The sequence below is a fragment of the Algoriphagus sp. UBA3586 genome, assembly GCF_002376385.1.
In the GTDB taxonomy this organism is placed as follows: Bacteria; Bacteroidota; Bacteroidia; order Cytophagales; family Cyclobacteriaceae; genus Algoriphagus; species Algoriphagus ornithinivorans.
This window is the reverse complement of the sequence record NZ_DFMT01000031.1, coordinates 94,076-112,949: the sequence shown is the minus strand read 5'-3', so window position 1 is coordinate 112,949 and position 18,874 is coordinate 94,076. Positions and strand designations below refer to the sequence as shown.

Annotated in this window: 23 protein-coding genes; 5 read left to right on the top strand and 18 right to left on the bottom strand. The window is 39.0% G+C overall.

From position 1 onward, the window contains the following. The first annotated feature begins 53 nt into the window (after positions 1-53). Complete coding sequence (locus B2906_RS10740) at positions 54-272, top strand: DUF433 domain-containing protein (RefSeq protein WP_286939574.1); 219 nt, start codon at positions 54-56, stop codon at positions 270-272. A 1-nt stretch (position 273) separates the two neighbouring features. Further along, positions 274-630, top strand: coding sequence for a DUF5615 family PIN-like protein (locus tag B2906_RS10735; protein ID WP_286939570.1), 357 nt, complete (start codon positions 274-276; stop codon positions 628-630). 1 nt (position 631) lies between these two features. On the opposite strand, the gene B2906_RS10730 is transcribed toward B2906_RS10735, so the two are convergent. The 3 genes from B2906_RS10730 to B2906_RS10720 form a co-directional block, all read right to left on the bottom strand. Further along, positions 632-1,873 carry a glutamate-5-semialdehyde dehydrogenase gene (locus B2906_RS10730; protein ID WP_286939568.1) on the bottom strand — a complete coding sequence of 414 codons (1,242 nt, stop codon included), beginning with the start codon at positions 1,871-1,873 and terminating at the stop codon, positions 632-634. Beyond that, complete coding sequence (gene proB, locus B2906_RS10725; protein ID WP_286939565.1) at positions 1,866-2,948, bottom strand: glutamate 5-kinase; 1,083 nt, start codon at positions 2,946-2,948, stop codon at positions 1,866-1,868. The genes B2906_RS10730 and proB overlap by 8 nt, the downstream gene beginning before the upstream one ends. 121 nt (positions 2,949-3,069) lie before the next feature. After that, a complete protein-coding gene (locus tag B2906_RS10720) occupies positions 3,070-3,930 on the bottom strand; it encodes a geranylgeranylglycerol-phosphate geranylgeranyltransferase (protein WP_286939555.1) in 861 nt (286 codons plus the stop codon). A gap of 150 nt (positions 3,931-4,080) precedes the next feature. Here B2906_RS10720 and B2906_RS10715 point away from each other — a divergent pair, with 150 nt between their 5' ends. Then, positions 4,081-5,451, top strand: a complete 1,371-nt coding sequence (locus B2906_RS10715) for a Gfo/Idh/MocA family protein (protein WP_286939552.1) — start codon at positions 4,081-4,083, stop codon at positions 5,449-5,451. A 244-nt stretch (positions 5,452-5,695) separates the two neighbouring features. Here B2906_RS10715 and B2906_RS10710 read toward each other — a convergent pair whose 3' ends face one another. From B2906_RS10710 to B2906_RS10700, 3 genes are all read right to left on the bottom strand, one after another. Beyond that, on the bottom strand, positions 5,696-5,995 hold the full coding sequence (locus B2906_RS10710) for a hypothetical protein (protein WP_286939550.1): 300 nt from the start codon (positions 5,993-5,995) through the stop codon (positions 5,696-5,698). Positions 5,996-6,091: 96 nt separating this feature from the next. Beyond that, complete coding sequence (locus tag B2906_RS10705) at positions 6,092-6,364, bottom strand: hypothetical protein (RefSeq protein ID WP_286939547.1); 273 nt, start codon at positions 6,362-6,364, stop codon at positions 6,092-6,094. Between the two features lie 4 nt (positions 6,365-6,368). Next, positions 6,369-6,872 carry an RNA polymerase sigma factor gene (locus B2906_RS10700; RefSeq protein ID WP_286939543.1) on the bottom strand — a complete coding sequence of 168 codons (504 nt, stop codon included), beginning with the start codon at positions 6,870-6,872 and terminating at the stop codon, positions 6,369-6,371. Between the two features lie 107 nt (positions 6,873-6,979). Here B2906_RS10700 and B2906_RS10695 point away from each other — a divergent pair, with 107 nt between their 5' ends. Next, positions 6,980-7,189 (top strand): hypothetical protein, encoded by a 210-nt coding sequence (locus tag B2906_RS10695; RefSeq protein ID WP_286939538.1) that lies wholly within the window; start codon positions 6,980-6,982, stop codon positions 7,187-7,189. 11 nt (positions 7,190-7,200) lie between these two features. Here the strand turns inward: B2906_RS10695 and B2906_RS10690 are convergent, their stop codons facing one another. The 8 genes from B2906_RS10690 to B2906_RS10655 form a co-directional block, all read right to left on the bottom strand. Beyond that, a complete protein-coding gene (locus tag B2906_RS10690; RefSeq protein WP_286939534.1) occupies positions 7,201-7,992 on the bottom strand; it encodes a cation diffusion facilitator family transporter in 792 nt (263 codons plus the stop codon). Between the two features lie 219 nt (positions 7,993-8,211). Further along, positions 8,212-9,102 carry a glycosyl hydrolase family 17 protein gene (locus tag B2906_RS10685; protein ID WP_286939528.1) on the bottom strand — a complete coding sequence of 297 codons (891 nt, stop codon included), beginning with the start codon at positions 9,100-9,102 and terminating at the stop codon, positions 8,212-8,214. Between the two features lie 38 nt (positions 9,103-9,140). Continuing rightward, positions 9,141-10,586 carry a glycoside hydrolase family 30 protein gene (locus tag B2906_RS10680; protein ID WP_286939523.1) on the bottom strand — a complete coding sequence of 482 codons (1,446 nt, stop codon included), beginning with the start codon at positions 10,584-10,586 and terminating at the stop codon, positions 9,141-9,143. 36 nt (positions 10,587-10,622) lie between these two features. Beyond that, entirely contained in the window at positions 10,623-11,792 is a 1,170-nt protein-coding gene (locus B2906_RS10675) for a glycosyl hydrolase family 17 (protein WP_286939520.1), read from the bottom strand. Between the two features lie 372 nt (positions 11,793-12,164). Continuing rightward, positions 12,165-13,259 carry a sensor histidine kinase gene (locus B2906_RS10670; RefSeq protein ID WP_286939517.1) on the bottom strand — a complete coding sequence of 365 codons (1,095 nt, stop codon included), beginning with the start codon at positions 13,257-13,259 and terminating at the stop codon, positions 12,165-12,167. 193 nt (positions 13,260-13,452) lie between these two features. Continuing rightward, positions 13,453-13,881, bottom strand: coding sequence for a VOC family protein (locus B2906_RS10665; protein WP_286939513.1), 429 nt, complete (start codon positions 13,879-13,881; stop codon positions 13,453-13,455). Between the two features lie 152 nt (positions 13,882-14,033). Next, positions 14,034-14,609, bottom strand: coding sequence for an SRPBCC family protein (locus B2906_RS10660; protein WP_286939511.1), 576 nt, complete (start codon positions 14,607-14,609; stop codon positions 14,034-14,036). A 176-nt stretch (positions 14,610-14,785) separates the two neighbouring features. Beyond that, a complete protein-coding gene (locus tag B2906_RS10655; RefSeq protein ID WP_286939509.1) occupies positions 14,786-14,926 on the bottom strand; it encodes a hypothetical protein in 141 nt (46 codons plus the stop codon). A 411-nt stretch (positions 14,927-15,337) separates the two neighbouring features. Between B2906_RS10655 and B2906_RS10650 the strand changes: the two genes are divergently transcribed. Then, positions 15,338-16,705 carry a hypothetical protein gene (locus tag B2906_RS10650; RefSeq protein ID WP_286939506.1) on the top strand — a complete coding sequence of 456 codons (1,368 nt, stop codon included), beginning with the start codon at positions 15,338-15,340 and terminating at the stop codon, positions 16,703-16,705. Positions 16,706-16,906: 201 nt separating this feature from the next. On the opposite strand, the gene B2906_RS10645 is transcribed toward B2906_RS10650, so the two are convergent. The 4 genes from B2906_RS10645 to B2906_RS10630 form a co-directional block, all read right to left on the bottom strand. Next, positions 16,907-17,239, bottom strand: a complete 333-nt coding sequence (locus tag B2906_RS10645; protein WP_255590399.1) for a helix-turn-helix domain-containing protein — start codon at positions 17,237-17,239, stop codon at positions 16,907-16,909. Positions 17,240-17,243: 4 nt separating this feature from the next. Continuing rightward, on the bottom strand, positions 17,244-17,576 hold the full coding sequence (locus B2906_RS10640) for a type II toxin-antitoxin system RelE/ParE family toxin (protein WP_286939504.1): 333 nt from the start codon (positions 17,574-17,576) through the stop codon (positions 17,244-17,246). A gap of 231 nt (positions 17,577-17,807) precedes the next feature. After that, on the bottom strand, positions 17,808-18,500 hold the full coding sequence (locus B2906_RS10635; RefSeq protein WP_286939503.1) for a hypothetical protein: 693 nt from the start codon (positions 18,498-18,500) through the stop codon (positions 17,808-17,810). Positions 18,501-18,577: 77 nt separating this feature from the next. Continuing rightward, positions 18,578-18,793 (bottom strand): tyrosine-type recombinase/integrase, encoded by a 216-nt coding sequence (locus B2906_RS10630; RefSeq protein WP_286939499.1) that lies wholly within the window; start codon positions 18,791-18,793, stop codon positions 18,578-18,580. Between the last annotated feature and the right edge of the window lie 81 nt (positions 18,794-18,874).

The window sequence follows — 18,874 nt, the reverse complement described above, 5'->3', positions numbered from 1 at the left end:
AACTTACTGGGTAGATTTATTCGTTAAAATAATCTAAGTCAGTATATTAGAATATGAATTCTTTCAAAAGGATAACGATAGATCCCGAAATTTGTCATGGAAAGCCGACGATTCGTGGAATGCGTTGGCCAGTAGAGGTCTTGCTGGATTTGCTGGCTTCTGGGATGTCTATAGAAGAAATATTAGAAGATCACCCAGAATTAGAAAGAGAAGATATTTTAGAAGCTTTAAAATTTGCAAGAGCTTCTTTATCAGGGGTAGCAGAGTTTTAAGATGAGATTTTTATGTGATGTTCACATACCATTCAAGCTGGTTCATTTTTTTAAAAAACATGGTTTTGATGCCATTCATGTGAACGATATTCTAAATGGATATTACTCCAAAGATTCTGAAATTTCTGAATACTGTGATCAACATGGATATATTTTAGTTTCTAAAGATTCAGATTTTAGGCATAGCTATTTTCTCAATTTTAATCCAAAGAAACTTCTTTGGTTTAAATTAGGTAATATTTCTAATGATCAATTGATACAGGTAGTTGAAAACCTATTTGAAGTTCTTGGCCAACTGGATGAAAGAGATAGTTTTTTGATGGAATTAAAAGGAGAATCAAACTATTTAATCTATTAGGTTATTTCCTCACCTGCCCATTTCCTCTGACGATCCACTTGTAACTTGTCAATTCTTTAAGGGCCATAGGGCCCCGTGCATGAAGTTTCTGAGTAGAAATTCCGATCTCAGCACCAAGCCCAAACTGCGCCCCATCTGTAAAAGCCGTGGAGGCATTAGCATAGACAGCTGCGGCATCCACTTCCAATAAAAACCGCTCGATGTGTTCCTGATTTTCAGATATAATTGCTTCTGAATGTTTGGAAGAATAGATCTGTATATGTTGTAAAGCCTGCTCCAGATCATTGACGGTCATTATGGCTAGCTGTAAACTCAAAAATTCTGTTCCAAAATGTTCCGGCTCGGCTAGTTGAATCAAATTAGATTGGTTCAGCGCATGAAAAGCCTGCTCATCTGCATAGATTTTCACCCCATTTTCCAATAAAGGCTGAATCAAGTCATTCAGATTATTCAAGTGACTTTGATGAATAATCAAACAATCCAAGGAATTGCAAACGCTGGGTCTTCGGGTTTTGGCATTGTGGATGATGGCCTTAGCCTTCTCCAAATCAGCTGATTCATCCACGTAGGTATGAACAATTCCGGCACCTGTTTCAATTACCGGAACTTTGGCATGCTCTCGCACAAAATTGATTAGACCTTGGGAGCCTCTCGGAATCAAAACATCCACGTAGCCAACAGCTTCTAGAAGTGCCTTGGTCGCTTGCCGATCAGCTGGTAAGAGTTGAAATGCCTGAGTTGAAATCTCATGCTTTTCCAAAACCTCATGAATCAGAGAAACTATGGCTCGATTGGAGAAATCTGCATCCGAACCTCCTTTGAGCACCAGTCCGTTCCCGGATTTTAGGGCAATGGAAAATACATCAAAAGTCACATTGGGCCGGGCTTCATAGATAATTCCAACTACTCCCAGAGGCACACTGACTTTCTCAAGGTAGAGTCCATTTGGAAGCATTTTTTCCTCCAATTTGAGATGAAGAGGAGTGGGTAACTGGCTGACTTGAAGAATTTCAGAGGCGATACTTTCTATCCGGGATTGATTGAGCAGCAAACGGTCGTACATCGGATTTTGAGGATCCATGCGTTCCAAATCCCTCTGATTTTCAGCCAAAATAAAATCAGTTTTCCTAATAGCCAATGCCGCTAAATCCTTCAAAATTGACTGGATTTTTTCATCAGAAAGCCTGATCAATCCTAACGAAGCCTTTTTGACAGATTCAAAAATATTGGAGTACTCAGTCATGATCGAATAAATAGAGGTAATTATAATGAATCAGCGCTTTGTGGTTTTTTTGGCCAAGCTTTTCAGAAGCCGATTTGGATGAATATTCTGCTCTTCCTAAGCCTACTTTATCCCCCTTTTCATCCCGAATCAGCAAGATATCACCTTTGGAAAACTCACCTTCTAACTTGGTGATTCCAATAGGCAAAAGGCTTCGTATGACATCGGAAGTCAAAGATGCTTTGGCACCGGAATTAATGAAGACTTCCCCTTTGTAATAATGCGCGCCATGGGCCAGCCATTTCTTGGGGGCTTGTTTTTTCTTTTTGGGTTCAAACCAAGTACATAGTAATTTTTTATTCGCAAAAGCCTGCAACACTCCATTTTTCTTCCCGTTAGCAATGATGACCTGAATGCCCAAATCTGCTGATTTTTTGGCCATTGCATATTTGGTTAGCATACCACCCCGACCAAAGGAAGATTTGGTAGCGGAGATATAGCTAGAAACTTCCGGCGAATCAGAAGCTATTTTTTCGATCAGCTCTGAGTCGGGTTCAGCGGGATTTCCGGTAAAGATCCCATCCACATTAGTCAGCAGCATAAGGGTATCCGCATTGATCATCGCTGCGGTCAGACTGGCTAACTCATCATTGTCGGTGAACATTAATTCCGTAATTGTCACGGTATCATTCTCGTTGATTACCGGAAGGATTCCCTGCTGCAACAAAGCTTCAATGCAGTTCTTCATATTGAGAAAATGCTTTCGGTCTCGAAAATCCTCCTTGGTGACCAAAATCTGAGCGATTTGAATTCCTTTCTTTTCGAAATAGCCTTGATATTGATGTATGAGCCGGATTTGTCCGGTAGCTGCCCAGATCTGTTTTTTGAAAACAGGATTGAGCTTTTCCGGTATGGCCACAGCTTGTCTTCCGAATGCCACTGCTCCAGAACTCACCAAAACCACTTTTTTACCTTGCTCGATCAGGAAACTAATCTGAGAGACTAAATGCTTCATCCGCTCCAAATCAGGCATGCCATCGGACTGGGTAAGTACGTTGGAACCTATTTTGATGATGATTACCTTGGATTCGAGCATATTTTAGAGAATATGCATGAAATTAAGTGTTTTGTTGCAGAAACGCTAAGGCAAGAGCTGTCTGTTTGAGAAATGAAAAATTAGGCTTTGTAAAAAATCTGTTTGTTTAAGGATGAGGAGACTATAAAAAAGCCATGCTCATGGTTCCTACCAGCATCAATATTTTTGCCCAGGTACTGAGTTGGGTGAAGTGGCCTTTGCGGTCCGCGAGGTAAATTTTTCTCATAAACCATACAAAGGCAATCCCTAGACCTCCAAAGTAATAGAATAACTCAGGCTTATTAATTTCAAAAGTGATAATCAGAATGGCTGAGACAAAACAAAGAGCAACAATGAAAATCACTTGCTTGGTCTTTCGGAATCCAATGACAATGGGAAGAGTACGACAACCATGTTTTCTATCTCCATTTCTATCTTCAATGTCTTTGAGGATTTCCCGAATGAGGTTTAAAAAGAAAGCAAAAATGGCGTAAGTCAGTACCAATAGTTCGTTTTTCTGGTAATAAAAGGCAACCAGATAAACTGAAAGTCCTGTCAGAAAAGCAACCGTTAAATTTCCAATAAAGGGTTCTCTTTTGAGTCTGTTGCTGTATAGCCATAATAAAAAGGCCGCCACAAAATTAACAATGGCAATTCTGGGAGCCACTAGGGCGCCCAATCCTATTCCTGTGAAATTGAAAATGGTATGGAGAAAAATCACCACTCTTCGCTTGATTCCCTTGCCGACGATTACTTCATTCGGTCGGTTGACATAATCGATTTTTACATCGTAATAATCATTGATCATATAGCCGGCAGCCGTAATCAACAGTGTTGCCAAAATCAATAAATACAGCCGATAATCCTGAAGAACCGGTAAACCTTGGGGAGTTTTTTCTATCAGGAAGTATGCTGCCATCAACTGGGCAAAAGCTACCATGAGCAGATTAATAGGTCTGCTGATCCGGAAGAGTCCCCGGATAGATATCGTTCTGTCTGTCATGGTTGAATTCATTCCCCCAAAAATACAGGAAAAGGAATCTAAACAGCGATTTGTGGCTGTAACAAATCAAGAAAATCGATTCCGTAAATTTTCAATGAAGGTTTTTCTTTATTCGTTAACTTAAAGAGTCAATTTTTAAACCCATAAGCCATGTCTCATTCATCCAATCAATCCAGAAGAGATTTCATTGCCATGTCCGGAAGCTTCCTGGCCGGTAGTTTTTTTATTCATCCTGTTGCCCAAGCTTTAGACTTAGTTGGGCCAAAGGATGGTAAAATGAAACTTGCTCTAGTTGGTACTGGAATCAGGGGCACGACCATGTTTGGCAGGGATGTGCTAAGATCTTATGGGGAATTGGTTGAATTTGTAGGGCTCAGCGATATCAATCCAGGAAGATTGGCTTATGCAAAGAAGTTTATTGGAGCTAACTGCCCTGTATTCACAGATTTTGACCAGATGCTGAAAGAAGCCAAGCCTGATGTCTTGATCGTCACTACCATGGACAGCACACATCATGAGTTTATTATCAAAGGGCTGGATGCTGGTATTCATGTGATTTCGGAAAAACCGATGACCACGGATGAATTTAAATGTCAGGATATTCTGGATGCAGAGCGGAAGTCCGGCAAAAAGTTAATTGTGACTTTCAATTACCGTTATTCTCCTCATCGCCAAAAACTCTATGAGCTATTACGTATAGGTGAAATCGGAGAACTGACTTCGGTAGATTTCCACTGGTATCTGGATGTGTACCATGGAGCTGATTACTTTAGAAGATGGCATAGAAGAAAGGAGTTTGGAGGCACTTTGCTCGTGCATAAGTCCACGCACCATTTCGACCTATTAAACTGGTGGATTAATTCGGATCCAGAGGAGGTTTTTGCTTATGGTTCATTGGAGTTTTATGGAAAAAAAGGCCCTTTCCGCCATACTACCTGCCGGGGATGTCCTCATTCCAATCAATGTGATTTTTATTGGGATATCACCAAAAATGAACATCTGGTGAATCTCTATCCCGAGAATGAGCAATATGACGGATATCACAGGGATGGCTGTGTGTTTCGGGAAGATGTGGATATCTATGATAAGATGGCCGTTCAGATCAAATATAAAAATCAGGTTCAAGTCAGTTATTCCCTGACCACATATTCACCCTATGAAGGTTACCGAATTGCCTTCAATGGCACGAAGGGTCGTTTGGAAGCTTGGATCAAGGAGCGACAGCCATGGGAGGAGGCCGATGCAGATGAAATTCATCTGACCACAAACTTTGGGGAGCGGCAGATTATTACTATTCCGCATGGAGGTGGAGGACATGGTGGGGGAGATACCCGATTGAAGGATAAACTCTTCAAGGATCCAGCCATGGCTGATCCTTGGAGACAATCAGCTGGAAGTAGAGATGGTGCGATGTCCATCTTGGTAGGAATAGCTGCCAGAAACAGTATCGAGAGTGGAAAGCCAGTGAAAATAGCAGACCTGACGGATATAGAATTAAAGGAAAGTGGGAGAGGGGGTTAATATAAAGCTCTTCATAAGCTTGACTTGACACTTCTTTCAAGTAGTCAAAATACTGTACAAAGGAACAACTCCGTCTTGATTGGTGGTTTGCTAAAAAAGACTCGAAAAATTCGGAATAACTTTTTCTGCCATTTACCAACCTTGCAGGATACTGTCTTCTGATATTAGTCTTTTATCCTCCAGGGTGGGTTTAGTCGGTTTTTTCCGGCGCAAAATAAAACCAGTTGATTTCCATCTAGATCTTTTAATCTCGCTTCCCTCCATAATCACATCTGGTCGGATGGATCTTGCTCGAATTCAATTCCTTTACTTTGTATTTTTTCAACATGTTCGTCAAGATTCTCACATTCAAAGTAAACATGTATTCCATCTCCATTGGTAATTTGTCTGTAAGATGAATTGAAAAAGTAGAGTTACCATTCGGACATTCAAATCGCGCATAATGTGGTAGCGATTTTACAATTAATTTCAGTCCTAGTTTTTCGTAAAAAGGGATTGCTTTTGTTAAATCTAATGAAGGAACTGTAATTTGGTTTAGATTCATATTGTCTCAGTCGGTTTACTTTTCGCAAACGTAGGTAGAGACGCTGTGGCGATATTTAGGAGCCATTGTTGTTCTCCACGGTGTCGGCGGTAGTTTCTATTTCTTAATTCTAAATTTGTCAACTACTCTCTTTATAAATTTTGAAATTATATTAAGATCATTCTTAATGGAATTTTTTTCAAACTCACTAATTGAAGACTTAATGAATTTTATATCATTTTTTATAGAATCTTTTTCCAATTGACTAACCTTGCTTTTTAATTCAAGAATTAGATTAGATAACTGAATATTTATTTTTTCCGATTCTGGCTGATTGTTCCAAACTCCTTTTAAATCTTGCCAAACTTCATTTTGTTCTTTACTCCACATATTATTATAATTTATTGGTTAGACAATTCAACAATACTTTTTTTATTCTTTTCATTTTTACGGCTATATGATTCTCCGTTAAGCCAGTAATAACAGCAATATCTTTATATGGTAATTCTTCTAAATAAAGAATAATGATGGCCCTACTCTTTTCCTCTAATGAAGATATGCAGGAAGTAAGAGCGTTATACTTTTCTTGCTGATTTTTATCCTGATGAACATCCACAGGAGTAAATTCAATTGATTCTAATCGAACTAATTTGATATTTTCATTTACTGATTTCCGTTTTGAACGTAGACAGACATTTAGTGTTATTTTATAAATCCAGGTGTTGATGCTTGATTTTTCTTTAAAAGTTGAGAACGATTTCCATATTTCGAAAACAACATCTTGAAAAAGGTCTTGTGGTTCTAACGGATGTACTGAATATATTTTACAAATTCGGTAAATTTTATCTTTATTGATCTCGAGTATTTGTTCAAATGTGTTGGTGGATTGGTTTTGCATCTAATTTATTTTAAGCTCTCTATTCATATTAGTTACAAGAGTTCTTAAAATATGACAGAAAATCTGATTTAATTTCGAGATTTCTAATTACTACCAATATTTGTTTTATGCATATTTCAACCGGCAATGGTGTCGATATTCGATATGTTGGCAATTTTCCTCGCTTTGGTTCACCCAAATTAAGAATTCCGGAAGCTCCATCTATTGAAATCGGTACGATTTTCTTTGCAGTAGCCAAAGTATGGCTGAAACCTCTGGAATATTCAAAATGCTGTTACCTAGAGAGTTTTGGATTGATAAAAATTGAGTTTTTATAATCTGCTGAAATTCACTTGGCGAGTTTGAGGATGCGGGATGCTCCCTGTAGAACCAGCGCAAATACTACGCTTCCAATGATCAGATCTGGCAGCTTGGAGTTAAACCAATAAACTAATAATCCTGCCAGGATTACCCCGGAATTGATGATAACATCATTCGACGTGAATATCATACTTGCCTGCATATGAGCTTCTTTACTTTTAGATTTTTGAAGTAGATACAGGCAGGTAATATTGGCAGCTAATGCCAAAATGGAAACGATTATCATGGTTTTGAAATTGGGCATTTGCTCAACCCCAATAAAGCGACGGACTACTTCCACCAAACCGATAAGTGCCAAAGACATTTGAAAGTAGCCAGCGATTTGGGCTACTTTTTTCTTTTTCGCTAAGCTTCCACCGATTGCCAATAAACTCAATCCATAGACAAATGCATCAGCTAACATATCCAGACTATCAGCAACCAATCCCATGGATTTGGAAATAAGACCAGTGCTCATCTCTATTAAAAAGAAAGAGAAATTGATACCTAAGACGGTCCAGAGTAGCCTTTTTTGTTGATTGTTTTGGGAAGAAAAAGTAGCTTCAATCTGCTCGGTTCGGACTTTTTCAGCACCCAGCTTCAGTTCTTTTAGGGCTTTTTCAATTTGCTCCAAATTCCCACTATGGAATACATGCAAATTCCTTTTTGGTATATCGAATTCAAGATGCTCAATGGATCGAATAGTCTGAAGCTTCATCTGAATCAGATTTTCTTCAGAAGGGCAGTCCATCTGTGGTATTTTAAAAGTTGTTTTTTGCATGCCTTTCCTAACTGCAGGGTTAGAAATACTATCTGTTTTTGATCTTAGGTCGGTTCAAGAAAATGAATTGAAAATGAAAAAAGTCTATTCATTTTGCACTCCTACAATAGATTTAAATTTTAAAATAAGTACTCTTTTCACGCAGCATTCAAAAATATTCCGGTAGCTTAATCGAAAGCTACCGGATTAGTATTAATTAAAGCCAAAAGATTGCTTGAATTAGTATTTCAAAACTTCGTCCTTATCCCAAATTCCCCAGAAAGCTCCTACATCTCCCTCTGCACCTACTTTCCAAGATTCATCGAATGAAGAGAAGTAGAATAATTCAATATTCTCTTCTTTAGACCATTGCTGGGCATTGATGAAATATTTGATAGCATTTTCGGTCGATGGAACAGCCCCTCTCAGGTTGGTGCCTTGATCTGGCCATCCAGTCTCTGTAATAATCACTCGCTTTCCTTTGCCTGCATTCTTGGCTATGCGATACATTTCTTTCATATAAAGCAAGGAATGCTCCAAGGGACATCCTTCCCAAAATGGATAGCAATTCGCCAAAATGAGATCACATGCTTCCGATACCTCCGGATGATCTTCGAATTCATAATAGGCATCCACATATCCGACTGGTACTTTTTTCTGGATTTTACTTTTGACCTCTTGAATATGGCCCAGTAACTCATCCACCGCCAAATCTCCTCGGTATAATACCTCATTGCCCACAGCCGCGATATCCACCAAACCTTCATTCACCAATTCAATCAAATTGGCAACCTCTTTGGCGTTGGTCTCAGGATTATCGCCCAGCCAGGCTCCAACCATCGTTTTGATCCCCATCTCCCGGGCCACTTTTGGGATGAGCTCATTTCCTTCGGTGGTGGAGAAAGATCTGATCCATTTGGTATGAGGCTTCAGGACCTCCAATCTTTTTCTGATTTGCTCTTCTGTAAGTTGATCTCCAGGTTTTTGACCTTCCACATAGGGACTAGCACAAAATCCATGAACTCCGTCTTTCAGTTGATTTCTTAAGGTTTGCTTGAGTTCTTCTAAAGATTTGTCAGATAAATCAGAGGAGGCGAGGGAAAGAAATTTTTCTTGTCTAAATGATGGCATGGAAAGGGTAAATTAATTGTTCGATAATTTGAATCAGTTTAAGTGGTTTTTGTTTGGTCGGGGCCAATAATAATGGTTTGAATGGCAGCCGGACTGATAGAAAAAGTGGATTTGTAGTCAGCTATTTCCAGATTGATGGCAATCTTAAATTGGTTTTGGTTTAATACAACTAAGACCAGAGAACCATCCTCGTTTTTCGCAGCGGTCGCTTGAACTTTATCATCTGAAACTTTCACCTCAATGATTTTGGAACCTGGTCGGATAAATTTACTAAAGTGGGCTAAAATATAATAAAGCGGGGTGTAGTATACCTCATCATTCGATGGATCTACGATTACCGGAGCAACACACCAGTTTTCAAACCAGTTGGGACCGCCTCTTCGATCAAGCACCATATTCCAGTCTATCCATCCATCTACCCAATTATTAAAGCAGCCTATGATGTCGACGGCATACCGATACACAGGCACATATTGGGGGTGTAAGTATTTCTGATTTTCCGGAGCCCAAAGCCAACCCCAGTCTTTTGCTTCCTTGCTCCAATACCAGTCATCATCCTGCCATCTTGGAACTTCAGCATCGATACAGGCTTCAGTTTGAATAAGGAATTTTTCAGGAGCCTTGTGATGGGCATATTGTAAGGCCTCCGGAAAGACCTCATAGGTACTTTCGTACCAATGAACCGCCGTGCCTGAGAAGTACTTAGAAGACTCGGCATTTGCAAACATGACATCTACCCATTCCTTCAGTCCTTCTCGGTTTTGGTCATAACCTAGAATTTTTACCTCTTTCCAACCCTTATTTTCCAGCTTTGGGCCGAGGTGAAGACGAACAAAATCAGTCATTTCTTCAGGGCTAAAATGCATGCTTTCCCAATTATTGCCATTGCCATGAGGTTCATTTTCCACCGTTAGTCCCCAAATAGCTATTCCCTCATCCTGGAAGGCTTGGAGATATTTTTCAAAAAAATCTGCCCAGACCGGATAGTACTCAGGAAGTAGTTTTCCTCCTACCCAACTCTGATTATCCTTCATCCAAGGAGGTGCAGTCCAGGGAGAAGCGATGATTTTGAAACCTTGCTTGGAATAGGTTTTTGCCTCTTTAATCATAGGAATCAAGGCTTTCCTATCTCTTTCAATGGAAAAATTCTGGAGACTTACATCCCCGGCATTGGAATCGTAGGAGTAATGGCTTAGTGAAAAGTCACAGGAATTAATATGTGTTCGAGTCAAGGAATAGCGAGAGCCCTCCTCGCTGAAATATGCCTTGAGGATCTCACGCCTTTTTCCTTCGCTCATCAGAGTAAGAAGATGAGCGGAAGCTTCAGTGAAGGAACCTCCAATTCCTGTGATAGTCTGAAATTTTTTCTCCGGATTGAGTGTGATCTGAATCGTGATCTCTGCCTCCTCGAACTGGTCAACTTTCTCCAGCTTTCTACCTTGAGCGGAAGTTTCAAATACCTGAATTGATTTATTTTGAAGCATGGAGTATTGCAAATTGAGAATCAGAATAGACTTGGGTTACAAGTGCTCGTTTGGGGGAGGGATCATGGCAGCTTTGAGAGCTAATTCAATATTCCCTTTTTTGGTCTGTTTGAGTGGTTTCCCATCACGGGTTAAACTCTGGAAAACTCCAGCTTCAAACTGTTCCCAAAGCGCAGCTTTGACTTTGCCGTCCACGGTAATCAAACCAAAATGATTTTCTGAGCCCTGCGCATTTCCTGAGTCTTTCCAAGGTTCATCAAAGGCTTCAAAATAGAAACAGGAAATTCCTTGGCTATTGGTCCAGTTTCTCATTTCCTGGTAGTAAAGCATTTCCTTGTACTCATCGCAGGCTCTGGATCCTTCCAGACCATAAAATCCATCCGAACTGCTGGCCCAACCGGTTTCTCCTATATGTACGGGTTTGCCTGGGGCAATTTTTTCTACATAAGCCTTCACTTGCTGATATTGTCCTATAGCAAAGTCTCGGGCTCTTTGCATGGCTTTTTCCAGCTTTTCCTTTTTAGGGAGCTTTTTCTCCGAGGGACTGACTCCCCAAAATATCGGATGATAGTGGGTATTGTGCATGGGGTAAGTGTGCATGGAAACAAAATCCACTTCCCGAATCAACTGATTGAGCGCGGGGGTATGGTAAAGGGGATCTCCACCACCCCAAGAAGAAAAATCATCCGAGGAGGTGATCCAAAGTTCCGATGAGATTTGCTGCTCTTTCTTTAGATTTTGTAGGTACTTGACCCATTTCAAGATTACCTCTGGCTGTACATAATAAGATTCGGCCCATTTGACCATGGCTTCATTTCCTACAGCGATGATTTTAACGATTTCAGGATATTGATTTGCCAGCTCCACGCTTTTTGCAATTTCGACCTGATTTCGTTCGCTTTCCTGAAAATGATCAGGTTGCTTATCCGTCCAGGCATTTTTGCAATCGATCCATGCTCCCAGCATGACATACATTTCAAAGCCTTGTTTCTCCTGATTCAGCTCTGAAATGGCTTTGAGCACATTTGAAGCATGAGGTAAGTGTACATTGTAAGTTCTCAGAAGGCGTATGCCCATAGCATGAAGAATGAGTAAATCTTCTTTCAGCTGATTTACGGTAGGCTGAATGCTTCTGGAGTTCTTTCTATATCCTCCATAGGATATTGCGAGGTAATCCGGGTTTCCTAGTATATCTTTTGCAGTCATTCAATGACGATGATTTCGTTTTTGGATAGTGGAAAAAGCAAATAAAATAAATCTGAGAGGTTTATATGCGATATCCGGAAAAATCTAATGCAGGAGTTTTAATATTTGGGGGCAAATTAATTGTCATAAGATTAAATAGATAAACACTTTCCCTTAGCGTAAATCTTTAGTATAAAGAGGAGATGAGTTTAGGAATCTATCTTTTTTGATTGTTTTTTCATCAGCTTAAATTACTGAATATAGAGTTTAATTGAGCCTTTTGAATCCAATCAAAAGATGCCTAAATAGCTTGTCATAGACATTTTTTGATGCAGATTTGGTTTTTCAAAAAAAGTTAAGCCATAGCCCTAACTTGAATTATCAATAATAATATCAAGATTTTTGATCAATTCTGGATGGTATTGAAAAACAGAAAGTGCTTCCTTCTCCAGATTTAGAATTTACCCAAATTTTACCTTTATGTAGATCTATAATTTTCTTGCAATGAGCGAGGCCAATCCCTGTTCCCTCATATTCACTTTTGGAATGTAAGCGTTCAAATACCCCAAATATTTTACTCTGATATTCCTTGGCAATGCCAATTCCATCATCTTGAATAAGAAAGGTCCATCCATCTTGTTTTTTGGCACTTATTTTTATTCGAGGAGGTAAATTGGGCTTGCTAAATTTGATGGCATTGCTTATTAAATTTTGAAAAAGCATTCGAAGCTCTGTCTCGTAGCCAAAGATCTTTGGTAATTCTCCAACTTCAATAATAGAATTGGTTTCTTTTATTTTTGAAGCTAGATCTTGTTGAATAATCTCGACTAACTTTTGGCAATCTATTTCAGTTAATTCTTTTCCCTGCCCAATACCACTATAATCCAATAAACCTGTTATCAGGCTCCTCATCCGGTTAGTTGAGCTAGAAATAAAGCCTAGCATTTGGGCTGTTTCTGTATCAAATTTCCCTGAATTTTGTTTTTCAAATAATTGAACTAATGAGGTAATAGTGTTTAATGGTTCCTTCAAATCATGAGAGACCATATAAGCGAATTGAGATAGTTCTTTATTTTTTAGCAATAACTCATTCTTTGTTTGTTCCAATTCCGTTACGTTTCTCAACATTACGTAGACATAGTTGTCTATAATATGGTGAACAGAGCACTCGTAAGTTCCTGCTACCATATGGTTGGAATATTCAACCAATCCCAAATTAATACTTCCTCCTTCTGCTGCGACTTTTCTGTATGTCTCCATGACAAGGAGCCCTCCATCATGATTAAATGCCTCGGGAGCTACCTCTATAATTTTTTTTCCAATAACCTCATCACGTTCTTTTCTCATTTCATATAAAAGAACCTTATTCATAAAAACATATTGAATGCTTTTTAGGTCATTCAAATCTTGAACTTGAAAAATTCCTATACCAACTGATAAATCCTCAAAAGTTTTACTTAGTATTTCTAAATCAGATATCTTTCTCATATTTAAATGATTTTTGTACAGGATTGACAAATATTTTCATTCAAATTCAACTTAATATGCTTGAAAAGCTGATTTAACGTACAAAAATATAGTTTTTAGATTGTGGTAAGTGAAAAAGTAGTTTTATAAAATCACTATCTAATATAGATAAAAATTGTAAAAAAATGTGTTCGATATGTTTATTCTAAGATATTTATCTTAACAAAACCAACTGCCAAGAAACCCCATATTTATCCTCGCACCAGCCGAATTTTTCTCCAAAGCCATAATCCCCATCTCCTGCATAGTTGTCGAGCGGAACCATCACTTGATCTCCTTCGGCGGATAGTTTCTCGTATAAGATTTCAATTTGATCTTCCGATTCGGAATTAATAAATAAGGATACTCCGGGAGTAAATGACCAATTGTGTTTGTAATTACTTTCGGAGACTTGGTATTCCGTGCCGTTTAAGATGAAAAATCCAAACTTGATCAAGTCTGGTGTTCCGCCAGGCTCACCTTCCGCATAATTTACGATCCTTTTTACTTCCGAATTCGGAAAAATAGAGGTGTAGAAATTGATTGCTTCTGTGGCCTTACCGCAGTTATCTCCAACGAATGTGAGAAAAGTGCTGATTTTCATAGGTGACAAGGGGAAGTTTTTAACCTTTTTTGGAATGCTTTGAAATAGGCTTTGGACATTATTTCACATCCACTTGAAGTAAAATACCCATAAAAAGGCAAAACGGCTCAAGTATCAACCCAAACCGTCTTGGTCATGAAGAGAGGAAGTTGTTAATTGTTTTTCTTTTCAAGCTGTGCTATTCTTTTTTCCTTGGCTTCAGAGATCTTGCCAGTTTCAGCATAAATCTTCAAATCCTCGATCACCTCATCCAGGATTTTGTGAATATTTTTTTTAAACATCCCGCCCATTAGAAATCCCATCAATGGCTTCAAATGCATGGTAACTGTCATTTCTGTTTTACATTGGTTTGGCCCTACTTCAATTACCCTCCAATTATTGGCCATGTAAGTGACAAAGCCGGGTATCCCTGCATCTACTGAATATCCTAAAGTCCTTTGATTTGCATCGTATTCGATAACGGTTTCAGAAATTTTGCTAAACCCAGAGGCGTTCAAATCGCAAGAACGGTTCCTACAGGAGGCCCCTTCAAATTCAGGTTGGCCACTGGTACTCGCATGGTCAACTGCTCTACTCCAAACTGATACATTTTTAAATCCCGGACCAATGATTTTCCAAACAGCATCCGCACTTACATTGAATACTGGACTGATTTTAGTTTCTTGGATTAACTTGACTTTGCTCTTGCTGGCTGTAAGGGCGGTAGCCCCGATTACTACTGTTGACATATTCTTTGTTGGTTAAATGTTGAATGAATTGTAACTGCAACAAAGATGAGGCGCTTGGCAAAGAATGAGTTTCTGTATTAGTCCATTGATTTTAAGATTTGGTTCAAAGCGAAAAAGGAGGCAATCTTTTTATGAAAAATAGGAAAACTGCAGATTGGTTTTTGAATAGTACTATTTCAGTCCATGAGTTTATTTAGGTTGAAATCTGCCAAACTCACTGTTTTTACAAAAATCAAAGCATCATACATTTCTGCATAGTTTGCATCAATTATCGAACTGATTTCGCTCACTACCCGAAATAAGATTTTTATTCCCATAAATCTAACAACCGACATTCATACCAAACAGAAAAAAATTAACAGTATTTCGTTAATTTCTTTTTTAGTTGTGTTGCTGAATTCGGCTAGTTGATTAATGCCATTACCGCTCGAATACCCTATCAAACCACTGGTGCTTATATTCCTTTTTAATAGCGTATTTTGTTTATACGTTTGGACTATTCCAAGAACATACTCTCACCCAAAGTTTGTATGCCTTTCACATCCTTTTACTAGTTTGATTGCATGAAAAAGGATGAAAAATATCCGATTAAAGAAAAGGATATTATCAACTCCTTCGGGAAAAAAGATTACTCCTTTTCAAGCATAATTAGAAAAACAGGGAGCGATGATGATTGGAATTAATTAATGACCGAAACCACACGGTCAACATGAACTAAACCAGATTAAATGAACAAAGTACTACTGTTATTGACCCTGAGCTTCTTCTCTTTGACTTCGGCTTCAATTAGTCAAACGCTCGTTGATAATAATAAAATCCCCAATAGACTTAGAGTATTTATCGATGGCTGTGAACGCTGGGATGGTGGTTGTGATATGGATTTTATCAGAACGGAAATTACAGCGGTTGACTTTTATAGGGATAATCAAACTGCTGATGTCTTTCTCCTGATTAACAATAACAGATCCGGAGGCGGTGGAAGGCAATATCAACTTTTGTTTATAGGCCAACAAAACATCCATGCGGGAAGAAGAGATACCCTCTATGTCAATACCAAACAGACGGATACAGATTTTGAAGTCAGGGAAAAACTCACCCGCTTTATCAAATTAGGTTTAGCTCCCTATGTTGCGAAAACCAAAGCCGGGGAAGGAATCGAAATAAATATGAAGACTGACCCTGCTAATTTTTCAGAAGAAGAGGAGGAAACTGTAGATCCTTGGAATTATTGGGTTTTTAATGTGGGTAGTAATGCAAATATTGAGCTGGAGGAATTGAGCAGGCAAATCAACATTGGTGGAGATGTCAATATTAATCGGATTACAGATAAATGGAAAATTTCCCTATCCGGTCGTATAGATGAAAGGCTGAGAAGAACGATTCAAAAAGTACCTAGGGTTGATGCCAATGGCAATCCGGTTCTCGACGAAAGTGGTAACCAGATTATCGATCAAGTTCAGAATAATTTTGATGTATCAGAATTTGGTTTTAGTCATCAGCTTGTAAAAGCTATTTCACCCCAATGGTCCTATGGCTATGATATTGCGGGACGTCAGAATACTCGCTTCAATTATCAGTTCCAGACCAGCTTTAGACCAGCCGTGGAGTACAATTTTTTCCCGGAAGCAGTACAGAATTCCAGATTTCTAAGAGTGAACTATGGGGTCGAAGTCAGGAGAAATAGCTATGTCGAAGAAACGATTTCCGGTGTTCTTGAGGAAACCAGGGTTCTCCATAGCTTGAGAGCCAGTCTGGGGCTCAATCAACGTTGGGGTAACCTGGAAATAGGATATCGACTGAGAAATTATCTGGATGATTTCAGCTCTTGGTCTACCGGAATGAATATCAGCGCAGAAGTCCGTGTTACAGGGAATTTTTCTTTCTTTATGAGGGTAGAAGGCAACTACGTAAAGGATCAGATTTACCTGGCATCGGGAGATTTTACTGAGCAGGATATATTGAGTGGGAGGGTAACCCTGCCTTCAGCATACACCGTGGATTCCAGATTTGGCTTTAATTACCGCTTTGGTTCTAATCTCAACAACTTCGTGAATCGAAGATTCTTTGGTAGAGCCAATTTCGTTGGGAATGATTAATGAGTTAATCTAGGGGTATACACTGTGGTTTTTATAACTACGTCTTTCAATTGGCTACAACGGTCCGCAGCTAAGAAACGTGGGGCATTTCGAAGCGATTACCCTGCTGTTAGAACAAAGGTTTACTCGAAGAACAAACCCATGCACTGCCACCAGCCGCCCCACGTTTTCTTAGGTGCTGTTGCCAGTAGTGCTTTTGTTTCACGCTACTTTAAATTCCGATTCATTCATTTCCACACTGAACTTAACCTTAGCTTTTAATGCTTGAAAAACTTTCAAAATTGTTTCGATGGTAACATTTTTTGTGCTCCGTTCCAATTTTGAGATTTGGGATTTTTGAACACCGATAAGTTCTCCAAGTTGTTCTTGTGTCAAGTTTCGTTCTTTCCGAACGGATTTTATCATTTCTCCGAGCAGTTCCATTCGTAGGTCAAATTCGTATTTGTCCCTTTCTGGAGTTCCTATTTTTCCAATGTCCCTGTCCTTAAGCTGCTCAAGGGTCATCATTTTCATTTTTTTATTTTTTGCTTCCATTGTTCTATTGTTCAAAATATTCTTTTCTAATCCTTTCAGCTTTTTCGATTTCTGCTTTCGGAACTTTATCAACTTTTTTCACGATTCCGTGTGTTGAAATGACAAGTGTTGCAGTTTTGTCAGTTTTGTCCCAAAAAGCGAAAAGTCGATATTGCAGTCCGCTATATTTTGTCCTGAACTCCCAAATTTCATCAGTCAGTTTTTTGAACAGTTTCGGGTCGAGTCCGAGTTTGGCCTTGTCAATGTTGTAGTAAATTTTTTGTCTTGTTTTTAAGTCCAACTTTTCTAAAAACTCGAGAGCATGTTCAAGAAAGATTACATCAAAATTTTTGTCCATTCAGATTTTCAATTCATTATACTGCACAAAGATAATAAAAGTTGAATTATATGGAAACTTTTGCGGTTTACTCACATTACTGGTAACGGTTTGGCGCTTGGCGAAGGTGGCGATTTTCACCACAAATATTGATGCGGAGAACCAAACTTTGATTAACCACAAATGTGTCTGCGGAGCACTGAACCGCCACTTTTGCCAAACCCATGTTATGGCTCGTTTTTCTTTCCATCGTCAGCTTTTAAATTTGTCTTTTAGTTTTTTCAACCAACTTTTTGGTTGCTGTTCTCCTGTCAAATTGTTTATTGCAGTCTTTAACTTTTGTTCATTTTCTGTTGTCGCTGGGATAATCCCAAAATTGCCCATTTTGTCATTGTTTGAGTAAACTGCGTCCCAACCACGTTTACCATTTTCTAAGAACTCTTCCAAGTCGACTGGTTCATACTTTGGTGTCAAAATTTCAAAATCGTCAAACCAAATTCTTAGGTCAATATGTCTGTTGCCACCTTCCTGGAAAAGGTCAATCGTGTTCGTTAGTCCAATATTGTCGCCTGCTGAGTAGTCAAAACTTAAGCGGTCTTTCCAAGTGTCAAAATCTTTGTCACCACAATTAATAAAGTCCCAACCATAAATCGAAAGTCCTTTAAAGCTTTGGATAATATCTAAAATATTTTCCGGTTCAAATTTTTCAACTTCAGCGTTTTTGTCGTCCCAATGCCCATTGCGTAAAGAAGCAACAAATCGTCCAACTGGTTTGAAAATGAATAAAAGTCGATTGTCTTCGGGAACATTTCCGTTCTTGTCCATAGCAACCAACGCAAAGGAGCAAGCAACCAAATTTTTCTCCTTGTCAAACTCAACTCCAAGTAAGGTCGCTTCATTAAGAGCAAGTCCAATTCTATGTCTTAATTCTTCGTCAATTTGCATTGGTCGTGTCGTCTTTTAAAATGAGCCCTAACATTTGTATTGACGAATATTTCCTCCGGCAATGGCGTCTATATCCGTTATGTGGATGACTCCCCCCGCTTCGGCTCACCTAAATTAAGAATTTCGGATATCCCGTCAAGAGGACTGACTACATTTTTATTGGACACAGCCAAAATATGGCTGTACACCTCTGTCGTCGTCGAACTACTGTGGCCAAGAAGCACTTGGATCATCCGTAAATTAGTCCCCTGCTGCAATAAATGGGTGGCGAAACTGTGCCTAAGGGTGTGCACCGTTGCCTAAGGATTTATCCCACTTTTTTCTACAGATTTCCTAAATACATTTTGGATGCTTTTTGTAGAATACTGTCCGCC